The 17,294-nt window shown below is 56.0% G+C and carries 15 protein-coding genes; 6 read left to right on the top strand and 9 right to left on the bottom strand.

Going from position 1 to position 17,294, the window contains the following annotated elements; genetic code table 11:
- Window positions 1-84 precede the first annotated feature (84 nt).
- Together soil367_RS08815 and soil367_RS08810 are read right to left on the bottom strand one after the other, a co-directional pair.
- On the bottom strand, window positions 85-1,437 hold the full coding sequence (locus tag soil367_RS08815) for an ATP-binding protein (RefSeq protein ID WP_136548750.1): 1,353 nt from the start codon (window positions 1,435-1,437) through the stop codon (window positions 85-87).
- Window positions 1,424-2,089, bottom strand: a complete 666-nt coding sequence (locus tag soil367_RS08810) for a response regulator transcription factor (protein ID WP_136548749.1) — start codon at window positions 2,087-2,089, stop codon at window positions 1,424-1,426. Before soil367_RS08810 ends, soil367_RS08815 begins: the two co-directional genes overlap by 14 nt.
- A gap of 191 nt (window positions 2,090-2,280) precedes the next feature.
- On the opposite strand from soil367_RS08810, the gene soil367_RS08805 reads away from it, so the two are divergent.
- The 6 genes from soil367_RS08805 to soil367_RS08780 all read left to right on the top strand — a co-directional run bounded on the left by soil367_RS08805 (window position 2,281) and on the right by soil367_RS08780 (window position 8,535).
- A complete protein-coding gene (locus soil367_RS08805; protein ID WP_136548748.1) occupies window positions 2,281-2,805 on the top strand; it encodes a cupredoxin domain-containing protein in 525 nt (174 codons plus the stop codon).
- Window positions 2,806-2,819: 14 nt separating this feature from the next.
- Window positions 2,820-4,529, top strand: coding sequence for a copper resistance system multicopper oxidase (locus tag soil367_RS08800; protein WP_136548747.1), 1,710 nt, complete (start codon window positions 2,820-2,822; stop codon window positions 4,527-4,529).
- On the top strand, window positions 4,526-5,275 hold the full coding sequence (locus soil367_RS08795; protein WP_136548746.1) for a copper resistance protein B: 750 nt from the start codon (window positions 4,526-4,528) through the stop codon (window positions 5,273-5,275). Before soil367_RS08800 ends, soil367_RS08795 begins: the two co-directional genes overlap by 4 nt.
- A 93-nt stretch (window positions 5,276-5,368) precedes the next feature.
- The gene (locus tag soil367_RS08790) at window positions 5,369-5,590 is read left to right on the top strand and encodes a hypothetical protein (RefSeq protein WP_136548745.1); all 222 of its coding nucleotides are present in this window, start codon (window positions 5,369-5,371) and stop codon (window positions 5,588-5,590) included.
- Window positions 5,587-7,974: a heavy metal translocating P-type ATPase gene (locus soil367_RS08785; RefSeq protein ID WP_136548744.1), complete on the top strand. Its 2,388-nt coding sequence runs from the start codon at window positions 5,587-5,589 to the stop codon at window positions 7,972-7,974. Before soil367_RS08790 ends, soil367_RS08785 begins: the two co-directional genes overlap by 4 nt.
- 102 nt (window positions 7,975-8,076) lie before the next feature.
- The gene (locus tag soil367_RS08780; protein ID WP_136548743.1) at window positions 8,077-8,535 is read left to right on the top strand and encodes an ATPase; all 459 of its coding nucleotides are present in this window, start codon (window positions 8,077-8,079) and stop codon (window positions 8,533-8,535) included.
- Window positions 8,536-8,625: 90 nt separating this feature from the next.
- Here the strand turns inward: soil367_RS08780 and soil367_RS08775 are convergent, their stop codons facing one another.
- From soil367_RS08775 to soil367_RS08745, 7 genes are all read right to left on the bottom strand, one after another.
- Window positions 8,626-10,146, bottom strand: a complete 1,521-nt coding sequence (locus soil367_RS08775; RefSeq protein ID WP_136548742.1) for a right-handed parallel beta-helix repeat-containing protein — start codon at window positions 10,144-10,146, stop codon at window positions 8,626-8,628.
- A gap of 2 nt (window positions 10,147-10,148) precedes the next feature.
- The gene (locus tag soil367_RS08770; protein ID WP_172962306.1) at window positions 10,149-11,243 is read right to left on the bottom strand and encodes an alginate lyase family protein; all 1,095 of its coding nucleotides are present in this window, start codon (window positions 11,241-11,243) and stop codon (window positions 10,149-10,151) included.
- A complete protein-coding gene (locus soil367_RS08765; protein WP_136548740.1) occupies window positions 11,240-12,625 on the bottom strand; it encodes an alginate O-acetyltransferase AlgX-related protein in 1,386 nt (461 codons plus the stop codon). Before soil367_RS08765 ends, soil367_RS08770 begins: the two co-directional genes overlap by 4 nt.
- 6 nt (window positions 12,626-12,631) lie before the next feature.
- Window positions 12,632-13,294 carry an alginate O-acetyltransferase AlgF gene (locus tag soil367_RS08760; protein WP_136548739.1) on the bottom strand — a complete coding sequence of 221 codons (663 nt, stop codon included), beginning with the start codon at window positions 13,292-13,294 and terminating at the stop codon, window positions 12,632-12,634.
- Between the two features lie 97 nt (window positions 13,295-13,391).
- Window positions 13,392-14,495 carry an alginate O-acetyltransferase AlgX-related protein gene (locus tag soil367_RS08755; RefSeq protein WP_136548738.1) on the bottom strand — a complete coding sequence of 368 codons (1,104 nt, stop codon included), beginning with the start codon at window positions 14,493-14,495 and terminating at the stop codon, window positions 13,392-13,394.
- A gap of 9 nt (window positions 14,496-14,504) precedes the next feature.
- A complete protein-coding gene (locus soil367_RS08750) occupies window positions 14,505-15,929 on the bottom strand; it encodes an MBOAT family O-acyltransferase (protein ID WP_136548737.1) in 1,425 nt (474 codons plus the stop codon).
- Between the two features lie 14 nt (window positions 15,930-15,943).
- The gene (locus tag soil367_RS08745; protein WP_136548736.1) at window positions 15,944-17,293 is read right to left on the bottom strand and encodes a hypothetical protein; all 1,350 of its coding nucleotides are present in this window, start codon (window positions 17,291-17,293) and stop codon (window positions 15,944-15,946) included.
- Between the last annotated feature and the right edge of the window lies 1 nt (window position 17,294).

Here is a 17,294-nt window from a genome sequence, read left to right as displayed (position 1 = left end):
GTCGAAAATGACCTTCGAGTCTGAAGCGTCCCTGCTACAGTTTCATGACGCTTTCTGGCTGTTTCTTAAACGTTAAGGACCTGTTCAGGCGGAAGTGCGACAATCACGATGAAAGGTAGTGCTCACCCTTAGGCCACCCGCTGGAGCGCGGGAAAAGCGGGTCTCGCCGCCGTATCGGTCGACGATATCGCAAACGATCGCCAGACCCAATCCGTGTCCTGGCGTCTGTTCGTCCAGTCGGAGACCGCGCTGCCCTAAAGCGGCCAGGGCGTTTTCGTTAACCCCCGGTCCGTCGTCTGTGACAATGATGCACAGTGACTGTTCACTTTGCTCCAGCATAAGTTCGACGTAGCGAACGGCCCACTTACCAGCGTTATCGATGAGATTTCCCATAATCTCGTTCAAGTCGTTCTCTTCAATTGCCCATCGGCTCTCTTCGGCCAGCTTAGTTGAGAGCTCGAACGATTTTTCGGGATAGAGACGTCCTAGCATCCAGAGCAGTTCGCGAGCCTGCTTCACCGGGCACCCCCGTTTCCCGACCTGAGGCCCGGCAAACTGGCCTCTGCGCAGTTCTGCCTCAAGCTGTCTGTCTATATCATCAAGTCTCGACGCCATTTGGTGACGAAGGTCATCATTCAGGGGTCGGGTGGTGTCCTCCAGAATCTGGCGTAGCGCAGCGATCGGCGTTTTAACGCTATGGGACAGGTTCGCCAAGGCCTCTCGAGAGCGCGCCAACCGCTGATCCAGAGAGTCAAGCAGCAGATTGAGCTGCTGTACAAGCGGGCGAAATTCTTCTGGTCCCTGTACGGTAATACGGGACATATCGCCAGCCTGAAGACGCTTCAACGCAGCCTGAAGCGAATCCACGGGGCGCATGGATAGATTGATGCCGACCCAGATCGCGCCGACAAGCAGCAGGATCAGTACCACTGAAATTACGGCCGTCCAGGCATGCAATTCCGCCTGACTACGTTCCAGTGCCTCCAGATCCTCCGCGACAATCACGACGAATGGCCTGTTGCCTATACGGAACGTTGTCCTGTGGGCAAGGATATTGTTGGGTGTACCTGCCAGTGCTGTGCCTTCTGCACGTATGGTCCCGTCGACTTCGGCATGAATTAAGGGTTCCAGTAAAGGTGCCCACCCCTCAGGTGAAATAACTGTTGCGTTAGGTGACTGGATCGCAAATGCATGATGGAAGACTTCCTGAAAGTAATCGCCGGTTTGCAGTTCATCAACTCGGCCGTTGTCTTCGCGAAGGCGATGTTCCAGAAAAGTCACTTCATCTTGCAGGCGGCCTTCCAGAAACTCCCGGGACATGCGCTCCAGCAACAACCCGTGTATGAGCCAGGCCAAAGCCATCAGACCGATACCTGCGGGCAAGAGAAGGGCTAGCAGAGCGCCCTTCACCGAGGCCGGTTTTCTAAACCTGGGCATTGAACACGTACCCCTGGCCTCGCCGGGTGGAAATGCTATGCGCCCCAACAAGTTTCCTCAACCGCCGGATGTACGCCTCAATCACATTCTCGCTTGGGCTTTCGTTGAGACTGTAGAGTTGCTCCATCAGCTGCTCTTTTGAGAAAACATGCCCCGGTCTGCTCATCAGACAGCGAAGCAGCCGAAACTCGGTGCCGGTAAGGCTGTGCTCAGAACCATCCTCCAGCTTCAGAATCTGCCGATCCTCATCCAGTTCAAAGGATCCGGCTCTGACAGAAGAGTGGACCCTGCCTTCGCTTCGCCGAACAATAGCATTGAGTCGAGCAATCAATTCTTCGGCCTGGAAGGGCTTTGCAAGATAATCATCTGCGCCGGCCTTCAGCCCGTTCACCTTGTCCTGCCAGTCCCCTCTGGCGGTAAGGATCAGCACAGGAAAGTTTACTTTTGTGCCGCGCCAGCTCTTCAAAACCTCCAGCCCGTTGCCGTCGGGTAGGCCCAGATCGAGTATGCCCACACGGTAGTTTTCCTGCTGGCCCAGTACCCGGGCCTCGTTCGCGGTACGTGCAATATCGACGCTGAAACCTGCTTTGCCAAGCTGGCTGGCAAGTCCGTCGGCTAAGAGGCGATCGTCTTCGACGAGTAGCAGTCGCATCAGCGGTACCTTATACGTTTCGAGGATATTCCAGCGCCCTATAACAACCTTAACTGAGCCTGGAACACAATATTTTGCGTTTTTCAGAATGGATTCAGGTTGGTGCGAGATGGTACCAGCAGTTTCTTACGCTAGCTCAACTTGTAAGCCTTAATGACAGGCGGCCCTCGCGCCTACCGGAGAACGAAACCATGAATGCAGCCAGACTTTTCATCTCAGCTCTCACAATATCAGTTGTGTCGGTGGCCTTTGCCGGACCGCAAGGCCACGGGCACAACGCGGAAACTGGCGCAGCAGGGCAGGCGTCCGACGTTTCCCGCACCATTACAGTCGAAATGCACGACAACTACTATGAGCCGGAATCAGTTGAGGTCAAACCCGGGGAAACAGTGCGGTTTGTTGTGGTGAATAAGGGCGGACTGGTTCACGAGTTCAATATCAACACGCCATCAATGCACGAAGCTCATCAACAGGAAATGGAGATGATGGTAGCGCATGGCGTAATCCAGGGTGACAAAATCAACCACGACAGAATGAACATGGATATGGGCAACGGTCATACCATGAAGCATGACGATGCCAATAGCGTTTTGCTGGAACCGGGCGAGACAAAGGAGCTGGTCTGGACATTCGCGAAACCTGCCGACCTCGAGTTTGCCTGCAATGTTCCAGGGCATTACCAGGCCGGAATGTATGGCAATGTCGAGTTTGAATGAGCAGGTGCGCCCCCATGAATAAACAACTTGTGGCTGGCCTCTTCTTTTGCCTTCTGCCAGCAGTAGCGATTGGCGCTCAATACGACATCACCGTCGACAAAGTCCAGATTGATACCGGCGACTTCGTGGAGGAAGGTATTGGCTACAACGGGGCGTCGCCGGGACCGACATTGCGTTTCAAGGAAGGGGAGGTGGCGACGATAAACGTTACCAATAATCTGGATGAAATGACCTCAGTACACTGGCACGGCCTTATTCTGCCGTTTGAACAGGACGGCGTCCCGGGCATAAGTTTTCCCGGCATAAAACCCGGTGAGACCTTCACTTACGAATTTCCCATTGCACAGGCGGGCACTTACTGGTTCCACAGCCATTCCGGCTTTCAGGAACCTAACGGTGCCTATGGCGCAATCGTGATCGAGCCCGAGGACCGCGAACCTTTTCGATATGACCGCGATTATGTGGTTCAGCTAACGGACAAGCATCCCCATTCCGGGGATCGCATAATGCGCAATCTGAAAACCTCGGCAGACTATTACAACCGGCACCAGCAAACGGTCGGCGATTTCATTGGCGAAGCTGCAGAGCAGGGCTTTTTTGCGACGCTAAAGGATCGGCTGATGTGGGGCGGTATGCGCATGATGAAAGCGGATGTCGAGGATGTGCAGGGATTCACCGGGCTGATCAATGGCAAGGGTCCGGCGCAGAACTGGACCGGGCTTTTCAAGCCGGGGGAACGTGTTCGTCTTCGCTTTATCAATTCCTCCGCCATGACCTATTTCGACGTCCGCATACCCGGACTGGAAATGACCGTGGTGCAGGCTGACGGCAACAATGTGCAGCCGGTAACGGTCGACGAATTCCGGATCGGCGTGGCCGAAACCTACGACGTAATCGTCCGCATCAAGGATGAAAAAGCCTACACCATATTCGCCGAATCCATGGGTCGATCCGGGTACGCACGGGGAACGCTTGCTCCAGAGGAAGGTATGGAAGCGCAGGTGCCGGAATTGCGTGAGGCGCCGCTACTGACAATGGCGGACATGGCCGGGCACATGGACCATCAAGGAATGGACCACGAAGCAATGGGTCATCCAGCAATGAACCATGAAGCAATGGATCATGCAGCAATGGGGCAGCGCGAAGTGGCTGACGAAGGGATGAACCACGAAATGGCGGGCATGGACCACGCCGGCATGGGGCACAGCAGTGGCAATGCGTTGCCGACCGATCCGTTCTATGCGAGCGGCAGCGGTTTGTCGCCGGTGGCTGCCAACGGCGGTAAATTCCTCTCCTACAGTGACCTCAAGGCTCAGCATCCACTTTACGAAGAGCGCGACCCAACCCGCGAAATCGAATTGCGACTGACGGGTAACATGGAGCGCTATGAGTGGAGCATAAACGGTATCAAGTACGAGCACGCCGACCCCATCGTGCTGCAATACGGTGAGCGGGTGCGCTTCAAATTCGTCAATGAAACCATGATGACGCACCCGATGCACCTGCACGGCATGTGGTCGATCCTTGATGTAGGCGAGGGCAAATGGAACCCCCTCAAGCACGTCATTAGTGTTGCGCCCGCGACCACCGTTTACATGGAGACCGAGGTTGATGCGCCCGGAGAGTGGGCATTTCACTGCCATTTGTCCTATCACGCCGCAGCCGGGATGTTTCGCAAGATCGTGGTCGAAGGCGGGCCGGAGCAGCGGGGCGGTAACTCATGAATCGTCATACGTTCACCGAGCGGACGCTGATTTTTATCCTCGCTACGCTGATACTGACTACGCCGGCGTTGGCTGAAGAGATCAGTGGTAAAGAGACGCAGACGGCCAGGACTTTCTGGGGTTTGGCCGCGGAGAAGCTGGAATACCGTTACAGCGACACTGATGAGGAGTTGGCCTATATCGAAGGCGATGCCTTTTACGGAACCGATGAGCTGAAACTGCGCTGGCTCCTGGAGGCGGAATGGGACAAGGCCCACAGCGCCTGGGAGACTCTGGAAAACCAGTTCGTCATTCAAACGCCGGTAAGCGAGTTCTGGGACGCCAAGGCAGGGCTTCGAGTCGATACGCCAAAAGGGCAGAACCGTCGTTACGGCGTCCTGGGTCTGACTGGCCTGGCGCCGCAGTGGCTCGAAGTGGACACCAGTTTGTTCGTGAGCGACAAAGGCGATGCATCGATGGACTTTGAAGTTGAGTACGAGCTGCTTGTCACCAATTACTGGATTGCCTCGGCCAGCTTTGAAACCCGTATAGCGTTCCACGAGGATCGGGAAACGGGAGTAGGCGAAGGCCTGAACCATACAGAGACGGGAATAAGGCTGAGCTACGACCTGGCCTATCGCTCGTTCTCGCCTTATGTGGGAGTTGTCCACGAGCGGCAATACGGAGCGGCGGCGGATATGACTGAAGCCGAGGGCGGGGATACCGAAAACTGGTTCGCGGTAATCGGCGCGCGCATGATGTTTTGAAAAGGAGTGACCAGGAATCTCAGGAACGGAAAGTAGGCAAAAAATTCGACGAAACTCTAATTTTTCAGAAAACCGGACAGCAGGAGCGGTGCGATGATGGGACCAGAAGGTGAATGGGGACACATGATGTGGACGGGCCACTGGTTCTGGATGCTGGCCATGGCCGTTCTGATAGTCGTGCCGATGTGGCGCATCTGCCAGCGTGCGGGCTTTTCTGGCTGGCTGGGCATTTTGATCATGATACCGATGTTGAACCTGGCGCTACTCTATTTTCTCGCATTCGCGGACTGGCCAGCGCGTAGGGCGGAGAAATGAAGGTGAAACACGGGCATGCCAATCGGCACGCTCACGATCAGCACCCGCAGCACGACCCAAGCCCCGTCCCGGTAAAAGATCCAGTCTGCGGCATGGTAGTTGATCCTGATACGACGAAGCACCGGAGCCAACACGACGGGCAGGACTGGTACTTCTGTTCATCAGAGTGTCAGACTAGCTTTGACGAGAACCCTGCCAGTTATCTCAAAAACAGCTACCCAGGGAACAAGTCCGCCGCGGCGGAGAAACAGAATGCCTCGACCGCGTCTCAAGCGATTTACACCTGCCCGATGCACCCGGAGATACGCCAACAGGGGCCGGGCGACTGCCCCATCTGTGGCATGGCACTGGAACCGGAGCAGGTGAACCTAGAGAGCGGGCCGTCCGAAGAGCTGACCTCCATGACACGCCGCTTCTGGATCGGCCTGGCCCTGACCCTTCCTGTGTTCTTGCTGGAGATGGGCGGCCACCTCATCGGTAGTGAAAGCCTTGTTGCGACGCAGACTTCGAACTGGGCCCAGCTTGTGCTTGCCACACCCGTTGTTCTCTGGTGTGGCTGGCCGTTCTTCGTGCGTGGGTGGAAGTCCGTGCTCAGCCGTAACCTCAATATGTTCACTCTGATTTCTATCGGCACCGGGGTTGCGCTGATCTACAGTCTGGTTGCTACGCTGGCACCGCAGGTTTTCCCTGCGGCTTTTCGCGAGGACGACGGTTCAGTCGCGGTCTATTTCGAAGCTGCTGCCGTTATCGTGGTGCTTGTTCTGCTCGGCCAGGTTCTGGAATTACGAGCCCGGGAGAAAACCTCGGGGGCCATCAAAGCACTGCTGGATCTCGCTCCGGCTACGGCCAGGAGGCTTGATGAGCAAGGCGACGAATCCGACGTTGCGCTGGACGAAGTGAAGGTCGGTGACCGGCTGCGGGTGCGACCCGGTGACAAAGTACCGCTGGATGGCGAGGTGCTTGAGGGCCGTTCGAACGTGGACGAATCCATGGTCACGGGCGAGCCGTTGGCCGTCAGTAAGACCAGTGGCGACGCAGTGATTGGTGGGAGCATCAACCAGCAAGGCAGCTTCATCATGCGTGCCGACAAGGTCGGACGCGACACTATGCTCTCCCAGATTGTGCAGATGGTTGCCAATGCGCAGCGCAGCCGGGCGCCTATTCAGGGATTGGCCGATAAGGTAGCGGGCTGGTTCGTGCCGATTGTCGTCGCGATCGCACTGGTAGCCTTCATTGTCTGGTCGTTTTTCGGGCCATCGCCGCCCATGGCCTTTGGCCTGATTGCGGCTGTCAGTGTGCTGATCATCGCCTGTCCCTGTGCGCTGGGGCTCGCCACGCCAATGTCGATTATGGTCGGCGTGGGCCGCGGAGCACAGAGCGGCGTGCTCATCCGCGATGCCGAAGCGCTGGAACGCATGGAAAAGGTGGACACAGTCGTGGTCGATAAAACCGGCACGCTGACCGAGGGAAGGCCAGAAGTTACCCGGCTTATGCCAGCCAAAGGTTTTGCCGACGAGGAACTGTTGCGTTTCGCAGGTGGCCTGGAGAAGGGCAGCGAACACCCACTGGCACAAGCAATTCTGGAGAAAGCAGCGGCGATGGGGCTGACACTGCCCGATGCTGAAGAATTTGACTCCCCCAATGGCAAGGGCGTCACGGGTATTATCGACGGGAAACGCGTTCTGCTGGGCAACCGTTTGCTGATGGAAACAGAGAACGTTGATACCACGGACTTTGACCAGGAAGCGGACCAACTGCGCCAGGACGGGGCAACGGTAATCATTGCCGCGGTCGAAGGAAAAGTCTGCGGCTTGCTGGCCATTGCCGACCCAATCAAGGAAACCTCCCAAGCTGCTATTGCAGCGCTACAGAAAGAGGGAATCAGGGTGGTAATGCTCACAGGTGACAACCGCACATCCGCCGAAGCTGTCGCAAGGAAGCTCAACATTGATGAGGTGGAGGCAGAAGTGTTACCTGAGGACAAAGGACGGGTTGTCCAGCGGCTCAGGGATGAGGGACGGGTGGTGGTGATGGCCGGCGATGGCGTTAATGACGCACCTGCTCTGGCCGCTGCAGACGTCGGCGTAGCAATGGGTACCGGTACCGATGTGGCTATCGAAAGCGCCGGGATAACGCTCCTGCGTGGGGATCTGATGGGAATAGTGGAAGCCCGTCGTTTATCGCGGGCGACCATGCGCAATATTCGGCAGAACCTGTTTTTCGCCTTCGTTTATAACGCTGCTGGTGTGCCAATTGCCGCGGGGGTGTTGTATCCGCTCTTCGGCGTACTGTTGTCGCCCATTTTCGCGGCGGCGGCGATGTCCCTGTCGTCCGTAAGTGTCATTATCAATGCTTTGCGTCTCCGTATGGTAAAACTGGATTAGAGCGAGACCGCGCAAAGCGGGTCAAACTGTCCCAAACCAGAGCCGGTCAGTGCAGGGAGTCGGTAAGGGTTCACATGGATGCAATCCGATCAGGGGAAGTTTATGGATATCAAGACCTACGGCGAATTGATCAACTGGACGCGGGATCTCCACCACTATCTCGGCCAATGCCTCAAGCACTGCGCCGCAAAGCATGCGGATGAGAAGTCAGCGTCGCTGCTGGAGTATCTGTCTTCGCACGAGTCTGAAATTGCAACGATTATTGATGAGTTTGAACACCAGAGCGCCCGCAATACCCTGGACACCCGCGTTTACGATTACCTGAGGCATAACGCCCCGGCTAGCCGACGCGAATGCGATGAGCATTACGCGCGGATGGCCTATGCCGATATCTACCATGAGGTTATGGGGTTCCACGAAGAGGTCACCGATCTTTTCAAGACCTTGTCCCGAAAAGCAGAGATACCCGAAGCGCGAGATCTACTCCAGGCTTTGCTGGAGATGGAGACCAACGAGTCCATGCGGCTTTCGCGACAGATCGGAAGGATGGATGACTTATAGGAAAGGGTCGCGCAAACCGGCCATACAGAAACTGTATCCGAGCGTCATAGCTTTCGTCGCTGGCGCCAGCCAGAGCTAAAGCATCAGTGCTTACGGAATTACCTCTACCGTACGTTTGCGGGCGATCAACTGCTCAAGCAGCTCAGTCTGGATCGACACCAGGTCACCGGCAAACACGGACTGAACCGTGGGGGTCATCTGAAAGTTATTCTGCCCAAATACAAATCGCCCACCCTGTACAGTTTTGATAGCAGCTACCCGATTCGCCATCAGTTGGTTGCCGATAATCACCGTAGCGGATTCGCTAGGTGTTTTCAGGCCGTTTGATACTGCTGACCTGTCAACATTGATCCCGTACTCAGCGTTGCCAATAAAGCTATTGTTGCTAACCGTGGCGAACGGCGCGTTGCTGAGTCGAAGCCCCGACTTGGCGCTGCCGATCACTATGTTGCCCCGAATGTCCAACGACTGCCTTGCCGAAGGAGCCACATCCCTGATGGCCATACCGTCTGATCGAGCGCCGGCAATGTAATTGCCTGCGACCATCGCATTCGGCAGCGAACCTGAGAGCAGAATGCCAGACTGTTGGGTGCCGGTAATCCGGTTGCCTTTCAGGAGAATCCAATGCACATCGGCTGCACGGACCCCACTGTTGTAACGCGTGGTTTCTACAGCGTTGCTTTCAATACTGAGAGTCCCACCGGACGCATCAATAGCGTAACGTTGTGAGTGATCAAAAAGGTTATCAATTACCCTCACTTCCGCGCCCTCCGCAATCAACCCGGACTCAAGCTCTTTGAGCGTACTGCCTGAAAGCAGAACCCGGGCGCGAACGTTGCGGTTCAGCTCGGGGTGGTTCGCAACCGTCAGCCCGTGGGAGAGAAACGCGTTGTAACCCATTCGGCGCAAGTCGCTGTCGATAATCGCTGTGTCACTGGCGTTCCAGGCGAGTATGAATGGCCTGAAGTGCTTTCCACCCTTTGCTTCAACCTGGATTGGTGCGAGTCTCGAATCCCGCACGATGAGTCGGCCAAGGTTGATCAAAGCGGTACCGCTGGTGGAATTGAGCCCTAACGCTGCGTTCTCGACAAAAAGCGTGGCGTCCGGCCCAATGATTATCGGATAGTGCAAGGTGTAGCCAAAACGCTGACCAGGGTCGCTTCCTGCAATACGCGAAAGGATTCGGGGGTCACTCAATGCAGAGGTCAACTGAGCGAGATCGATGGCGCCGCTTTCGATCAGTACAGCCCGTGGGTGAGAGGGCTGATACTCACTGGCGACCCTGAACAGGCCATTGTGGACAAGCGACTCAAACATCCAGCTACCTGCCTGAGCCGAAAACATTGGCTGCAGCGATACCGCGGCGGTAGCCGCCCGCACGTCGCTGAAACGGAGCGAAAAAAGATCGCTGCAGCAGTCATCACTACCCATGCTGGGGTACGCCGGTGCGCTATCGGGTACGGTCGGTAGCACCCTGATTTCCGGCGTGTCCAGTACAGGTGGCGAGGCTATACCTGGCCCACAATAAACCAGCCACAGGAGGAGCAGGAACAGTCGTGTTCGGAAGGACCGTGGTGCGTCACAACGCGAGAGTATCTCGGCGGCGTTCATCGTCAGTAACTCCCTGAAGTGACATCACCGTACACCGGTCGCAGCTTACCGCCTGCCTGGCTGTAGCCGTCAACGTTGCCGTTATGGCGCGCGAAGAGCGCCATGGCCAGCGCATGGTCGGGATACCGGTTGAGATAAGGGATGAGCCAGGCCAATTTGTAGTTGGGGACGTCTTTCTGCGGGCCGGTCACTACCTCCCTGACACTCCTCGGCTGCAGTATTATCTGGACCGAAAAGCTGACTAGCTGGTCAAGCTTGCGATCTTCTTCAGGTGAGGGCACATAGCCATGTTTCCGCAGAATGTCGGACAGGAGCACCAGGGGCACGAGCGCATAATGTGTATAGTTAGCCGCAAGGTTTTTACGGGCTAATTCGTTGGGGAGATAGCCGTACCGCCCACCCGCAAAAGTCGTTACCTGGCCCATGGCTCGCTGGTAAAAGGGGATACTCCATCTCAGATAATCCTGGCGGTTCACTACCACTCCAGTGACGGCGACAGACCAGGCAGCCCAATAGTCGTGATTATTGAAGTAGCTGAACTCCGGATCCAGCCTGTTGCCGTAGTCAGCTATCACTTTATCCGCCAGATGCTCCAGCCAGAGGCTTTGGGCTTCGCTCAGTGACCAGCGAACCCCTTCCACATGCTTGAGCTTCCACAGCGTGGCCGAGAGGCTGGCGAGAGCCCATTTCCTGACAGCCACACCGGTTTTGCTTGTTTCGTCGGTGGTCAGTGCATCGGCTTCGGCCCAAGCTTCAAGCCAGACACTGACACAGGCCCGGGCGGCCAGCCCTTTTCGGGATTGGACGTTGTTCAGGTAAAAGTCGGCAAAACGCACGATGCCTTTGGTGAAACCTTCAATACGCCGCTGAACTTCTTCCGATTGCTCGGAGCGTCGGGCTTTTAGCGTCGATTTCGACTGATCCTCCTGGACGTACTTGCTTTCGACTATCAGCGGCCCGGTGAAGGGCTCGGGCACGGCCTTGGGACATTCCGAGGCATTGGCTGGCCGATGGGCCGAACTCCCGGGGCTGTCAGCCACAACGTGTGTGCAGCCGACCGCCATTGATGTGACGAGCAGGATAAATAGCCGTCTCATCGGCATAGGGTAACCTCGAGGGTTGAGTCAGACGTGAGGGGTTCTGAGGGTTCGATAAACACCGACAACAGGTTGGCGTTCCTGAAAGCTGGCTTGCGGGAAACTTCAAGGTAGTACTGGCCGCCGTCGATCACTCCGGATCTTCGGAACCATACTTTGTCCCGTTTGCCATTATCGAAATAGGTGATGACGTAGAAGTCCTTGATACCAGGATCCGTGAACCTGAGATCCAGGTAGCCGTCGTAATTCACCAGAGATTTTCGGCCCGCACCGCTATTGGCGTAAATCTCCAGTCGCTGCCCTTTTGCCAGAGCCGGCACTGTTTGCGACACGCGGCCGGCTATATCATCGGAAAACTCACAGCCACCCTCTATGGCGGGGATCAGCTGCCGGTAAATCAGCTCGTCGTCCAACCGGTAGCTGGCCGGTAACTCCCAGACAAGGATCTTCGGCGCTTCCTCGGGTGAGTAGTCTTCGGATAAAAGATACTGGAGAACAGACCCTTCCTGGCCGGAGCCGGGCAGGGCGTAATTCAGAATGTCGCGTTCCAGCCCGTCTTTGAGGAATCCGTCAAAGTTGTAGTTCTTGTATTCGTCGTCACGGGCTGCCGAGTTGCTGGTCCCGACCAGCACGATCTCGGGCTCTTCGGTGTCACCGAAAAGCGCTTCTGCGCCGCCTGATTCTGGCACTGTCTGGAATCCCTGGACGTACTGGAAGCCATAATTGTTGCCGCAGATGTGTTTAAGCCCGCGGTTCATGGTGCCGTCCTTCGCGATCACGGTACTCTTCTCGGTTATGAATTTTTTCACCGCGATTTCGTGATAAGCGGGGATCGCGCGAATCACGTTGCCGGCTATCAGCGCGGTTTCACGGGAGCCCGCCGGTGTCCAGTGGTGATCTCGCCGAAAGAAATAGTCCTGTTCGGGCGGCGTTTCCACCAATGGCAGAATATTGGCCACATGAGCCCCACCGTCAGCCAGTTGCGTAAGAAACTGACGAAGATTGCTGAATGCAGTCGGATAGTCGAACCCGTACCGTCTATCTTCGCGAATCTTGTCCCTGTGCATCATGCCGCGGGTAGGCTGAACGACGAAAACAACCTCGGTCCCGTACTCGTTGAATTTCCTTATCAGCCGCTGATAGTCCTTGACGAATTCGGCTGGAATACCAAACTCATTGCTCAAGTCAAAATCGGATCTGAAAATCCAGTGATCAGCGCCCGGAGCCAGCTGCCGCAGAGATTTCATGACGCCCTCGGCGTAATGGCTGTCGTCCGTGAGTTCAGGACAAAGCAGGCACTCCAGTTGATCGCATCGGGCGTGAGCGTCTAGGGGAGCAAATAGCCAGGTCATGATCAGGCTGGCAAGGACCGGTCTCAACATTCAGCATTACTCAATCGTGGAAATTGCATCTGCAACGACAACCGGTTTGAATGCACCGTTTTCCTCAAAGACTACATAGCTATAAGAACGGCCCTTTTTGAGGAACGTCGCTGGAAATGCTGCCAACTTGCCTGTGTCATGCCACGCCGCCAGTCCGATTTTTATCTCATTGATTTCACGACTGCCGTTGGCAAGGCTTTCCAGCGTGTCGACGACGGCATGTTTTCCGTCTTCGGTTTTCAGCGCAAGCGGCCGGGTCGTTAGGTTGTAGAAGGAGATCAGCGCCTTTTTGCGCCCAGTGAAATACTTGTCGTCAAGCGTTGTCGTGTTCCCGCCGCTGACTACCAGTGTGGTAGCACTGTCTTTCGCGAAATCATGCGTAACCTGAAGCCCGCCGACGGACAGGACGTGGGCTTTACCGCCCGGAAGGTACAGGTATTCGCCCACGCGGAAGCCCGGAACGGTTTGAGTTGCAGTCTTCTCAGGCGTCGTTATTTCCAGGGTTTCAGGGCCGGCATTGATAACCCGGACAAAAGCAGATCCGGCAGGAGCGCTGGCGTCGTAAAGGGCTGCTTCGCCTTCTGCCATAGCCCCTGCTGCGACACCCAGGGCGAGCAAGAACATACTGGCGCGACCAGCGTTACGGGTCCATGTGTTTAATCGTGTCATTGCTGTTCTCCAAAAAGTTGGCGAAGCCCGTTGAGTGTTGGCCTCAGTTTTTTGACTGCTAATTTTGTCCGCTCTGGCTCCCAGCTATGGATGCCAATCAGAAAAGCTCTTCCATGGTGGAGGACCAACCGGAAGACTCCGACGCCTGGGTAATCAGTGACCTGACAGGAAATTCCCAGATAACTGTTTCAACGCTGTCATCCGCCAGCAGATCGCTTGCCAGAAACTCGTCCATGGCGACGAATTGGCCTTTCTGTTCAACAGCGATAGAGAGAAGGTCCGTTTTGAGGTGTTCCTTGAGAAAGCCTTCGAAATTCCATTCGTCCATTTTCGTGTAGCTGGAACCAACCAACACGACAGACGGGTTATTGTTTCCAAACAGGGCAGAGGCGTCCGTTTTCTGTTCCACCCGGATGGTCTGGTACCGAGCGAGCGGCTCAGGAGAATAGATTTCCGGGTCCAACCAGGGGCTCACCTTGATGAAATTGACCAGGTCGCCGGCGTGCTGGGTCTCATGGATCACCTCTGTACGGTACAACTCGTCCCCGAGAAGGTCCGGAAATGAGAGGGCAAGCTGCTGGGCCGCGAGCTTTGCGCCTTCTGGTGTCCAGTGCGTATCTTTCTTGAAGAACAGCTGGGTACGGTCCTTCGAGGCCAGGTAGGCCTCGCGCAATGGGCTGAAGGGAATGTTTCTTTTACTGAGCTGCTCGGTGAACCTGGTGTATAGCAACGCCGGCCGTTCGCCCAGCTCGTGCGATACATGGTCTCCGTAAATATCAGCTTTCATGGGAATCGGCACAATGATCAGCTTTTTCCCCTGAGCGCCGATGCGGGCTGCGGTCTTTTCGACACGGGCCATCTGCCGCTCAAGCCTTGCATCCAGGTCGTTAGGAAACGTGAACTCTTCATTGGTATAAAGCCAGCCATCTTCCCCAACCACAACGCCGGTCAGACCTTCTCTGAAAAGCCAGAAGCTGAGATTCGACCAGGCTTTGATGGCGCTTTCACGGGCAAAAAAGCCACTGTCGTATTGCTCTTCGAATTTGCGGGACAACTGGCCATCAGCATAGAGCTTCGCAGCTTCAGTCTGGGTTTCCGCGAAGCCCCAGAGTTTGGGCACCGAGTAGACGAACATGACCGCGATCATCGCGATGAAGAGGATGCCGTTGACTTTGCTTGCGCTGCTCATCGTCGGGAACATGTGAGCCACCTAGAACTGGAAGTAGAGGAAGGGTGAGAAGGTGTTGGCCGCCAGCTTGGTGACGGCCAGGGAGAATCCGAACCACAGCAGGCCTGCCTGCCAGCCGGCCACGTGCTGCATGAAATAACGGTTTCTGTCATGGTCATAGAACCGCCGATTGACAACGCCGGTGACCACCAGCCAAATGATGGCTATAACCAGAAACGCCATGGTCATGGAGGAGGTGGCGTAGAGATAGTTGTCGATGCTGCCAACGCCGTTAAAGCCAAATGCGCCGGCATAGAGCTCAATGGAATGACCAAGATCGCCGGTCACGAACAGTGGCATGGACAGCACAACCATGATCATGGCGATGATGTGTCTACCCGGCCGGTAGGGGGAATCGATTCTGGTCGTTAGCCCGAGTCGCCTCTCCAGCAGCATGAAAAAACCGAAGTAGACGCCGAAGAAAATAAAAGAGAAGCTCGCGCCATGCCAGAGTCCGGACAGGAACATTGTCGTGAAGGCGGCAGTGTCGGTGCCGACTTTGTTGGTTTTGGCGATGGGAATGAATACATAGTCCCGCAGAAACTCTGAAAGCGTGAGGTGCCAGCGCTTCCAGAACTCGGTCAGGCTCATAGAGTTAAAAGGCTGATTGAAGTTCTCCGCAAACCTGAACCCCATCATCATGCCGAGCCCGATGGCCATGTCACTGTAGCCCGAGAAGTCGAAGTACAGCTGAAACAGAGACCCCACGCATCCCAGCCAGACCTCGGCCATCGTCGGCTCGGAAATGCTTAGAAAGTAAGTGTTGATAGGCGCCAGAGAGTCTGCAATCAGCACCTTCTTGGCGAAGCCCTGCATAAAGCGGCAGGCGCCGAGGGAGAAAAGGTCAAAGGAATGCACCCGCTGGCGAAGCTGCTCGGCAATCACGCGGTAACGCAGGATCGGGCCGGCAATAAGCTGCGGGAACAATGAAATGAACGCGGCGAAATCGACGAACCGGTCTGTGGGGTCGGCGTCCTTCCTGTAGATATCGACGATGTAGCTCAGGGCCTGGAAGACATAGAAGGAAATGCCCAGAGGCAGGATGATGTTCTCTAGTGTGAACGTGTTTACGCCGAACTGTTGCAACGTATTGGCCAGAGCCTCAGCACCGAAGTTGGCGTACTTGAAATAGCCCAGCGTGGCGAGGTTGCCGACGACGCCGATTGTCAGCCAACGAAACGCCAGCTTGCGGTCGATGTCCCGCAGCCGGTTGATCTTGATACCGAAGTAGTAATTCCAGTAGGTGATACCGACAAAGAGCAGGAGAAAGTCCGGTCGCCACCAGGCATAAAACAGATAGCTGCCAAATACGATGACATGGGAGCGCCAGGTGTCCTTGACGCCATAGTAGATCGCGAGAAAGACCGGCAGGTAGATGAAGATAAATATGTTCGAGGTGAAGATCATGGTCCGTTGGCCGCCTAGTACCTAAGATTCAGATCGATGGAAAGCTGGTAGTCACTGATGCCTTGCTGTAGTGCGTTGCCGCCCTCGAAGTGGCTCACCGTCGCAAGCACGTCGAAGGTCAGGTGTTCATCATTAATGGCATAAGGAAACATCGCCCAGATGTACTGGGCTTCCACAATGCTACCGATGTGATTGCCGTTGCTTTCGGGATAGTCGAGGCCGATAGTCTGGCTCGCCGCCAGTTCGCTGTTACGGCGCCGGAGGTCGTAAACAGAGAGTCTCATCTGGCTGCGGTGCGACAGCGCATGCTGGCTCATCAGGCCGGCGAGCATCAGGTTGGTCATGCGGACATTCAAAAACGCGCCGGACAGGCCCAGGTTGTAATCGCTGAAGCGCGAAGCCCGAGAGGACTGGACGGTGCTCTGGAAAAATCCGCTGAATGGCGTGTCAGGCCTGTCGGTCAGCGCCAGACGCAAGGCCAACCGGTCTATAACAAACGAAGTCTGGAAGGAATGCCCCAACTCGGTGAACGCCAGCCACCCTCGGGTATCAATGCGCTGGTCGGAAAAACCCAGGGTATTCATATTACGGAACTCACCCCGGACGGCGGCGAGCTGGATGTGATAGTCGAGATTAATCGGGCCGGCGTGGACTCGCTCCCCTTCAAGCTGGAGGCCAACCGTTGCGCCGGCGAAATCCCCGTCATCGCCGCGCTCGTTGGCTGGAGAATGGTCTCTCTGGCCTAGCAGTCGGAGACCGGCCCACTGATAGGGGACCCAGTTGTAGTGATACTCGCCAAGCACATACACAATATCTGCCTGGGACGGCACGGGGTCGTTGTCGTCAGTGTTATAGAGGAATTGGCGTGATGCTACTGCCAGAAACCCCTTGTTTCGCGTATCCGACAGGTCAAGCTTGAGCGATTCAAGACTGTCGTCCCACCAGAACCCGTAATCACCGCTGAACTGCTGGCGCCCGAGGGAAAGCGACAGCGCCGGGTTGCCCCAGACGTTGTGCCGCGTTAGCACAAACTCCCACAGTTCCGCATAGGCGCCGTCTACCTGAGCCGATGTTTCCGCGTCGTTGTTCAGGAAAGGCAGGGGATCGTCGGAACGATAGGCCAGCCAGGGTCTGAGAAACAGAGTCCAGTCCGGCCATTGTCCCGTCGGGTGGCGCCAACGGGCGAAGCCTTCGTATTTCGCCTGAAAGCTGGTATCGCTTCTCTCAGTCTGCGTGTCGTAGTCGGCGAGAGCACTTTCAAGGGCAAGTCTCTGGTCGTAGTGAAACTCCGCACCCGTTACGCCACTGGAGTAAACAGACAGGAGCGCGACCAACGCAACGAAGCAGATTCGCAGATTACTCATT

The sequence above is a fragment of the Hydrocarboniclastica marina genome (genome assembly GCF_004851605.1).
In the GTDB taxonomy this organism is placed as follows: Bacteria; Pseudomonadota; Gammaproteobacteria; order Pseudomonadales; family Oleiphilaceae; genus Hydrocarboniclastica; species Hydrocarboniclastica marina.
Note: the sequence above shows the minus strand (reverse complement) of the source record. Positions and strands in the feature narration are given on the sequence as shown.

Coding starts and splice junctions, on each gene's coding strand:
- soil367_RS08815 (WP_136548750.1), bottom strand. CDS start 1,437: ATGCCCAGGTTTAGAAAACCGGCCTCGGTGAAGGGCGCTCTGCTAGCC.
- soil367_RS08810 (WP_136548749.1), bottom strand. CDS start 2,089: ATGCGACTGCTACTCGTCGAAGACGATCGCCTCTTAGCCGACGGACTT.
- soil367_RS08805 (WP_136548748.1), top strand. CDS start 2,281: ATGAATGCAGCCAGACTTTTCATCTCAGCTCTCACAATATCAGTTGTG.
- soil367_RS08800 (WP_136548747.1), top strand. CDS start 2,820: ATGAATAAACAACTTGTGGCTGGCCTCTTCTTTTGCCTTCTGCCAGCA.
- soil367_RS08795 (WP_136548746.1), top strand. CDS start 4,526: ATGAATCGTCATACGTTCACCGAGCGGACGCTGATTTTTATCCTCGCT.
- soil367_RS08790 (WP_136548745.1), top strand. CDS start 5,369: ATGATGGGACCAGAAGGTGAATGGGGACACATGATGTGGACGGGCCAC.
- soil367_RS08785 (WP_136548744.1), top strand. CDS start 5,587: ATGAAGGTGAAACACGGGCATGCCAATCGGCACGCTCACGATCAGCAC.
- soil367_RS08780 (WP_136548743.1), top strand. CDS start 8,077: ATGGATATCAAGACCTACGGCGAATTGATCAACTGGACGCGGGATCTC.
- soil367_RS08775 (WP_136548742.1), bottom strand. CDS start 10,146: ATGAACGCCGCCGAGATACTCTCGCGTTGTGACGCACCACGGTCCTTC.
- soil367_RS08770 (WP_172962306.1), bottom strand. CDS start 11,243: ATGAGACGGCTATTTATCCTGCTCGTCACATCAATGGCGGTCGGCTGC.
- soil367_RS08765 (WP_136548740.1), bottom strand. CDS start 12,625: ATGTTGAGACCGGTCCTTGCCAGCCTGATCATGACCTGGCTATTTGCT.
- soil367_RS08760 (WP_136548739.1), bottom strand. CDS start 13,294: ATGACACGATTAAACACATGGACCCGTAACGCTGGTCGCGCCAGTATG.
- soil367_RS08755 (WP_136548738.1), bottom strand. CDS start 14,495: ATGTTCCCGACGATGAGCAGCGCAAGCAAAGTCAACGGCATCCTCTTC.
- soil367_RS08750 (WP_136548737.1), bottom strand. CDS start 15,929: ATGATCTTCACCTCGAACATATTTATCTTCATCTACCTGCCGGTCTTT.
- soil367_RS08745 (WP_136548736.1), bottom strand. CDS start 17,293: ATGAGTAATCTGCGAATCTGCTTCGTTGCGTTGGTCGCGCTCCTGTCT.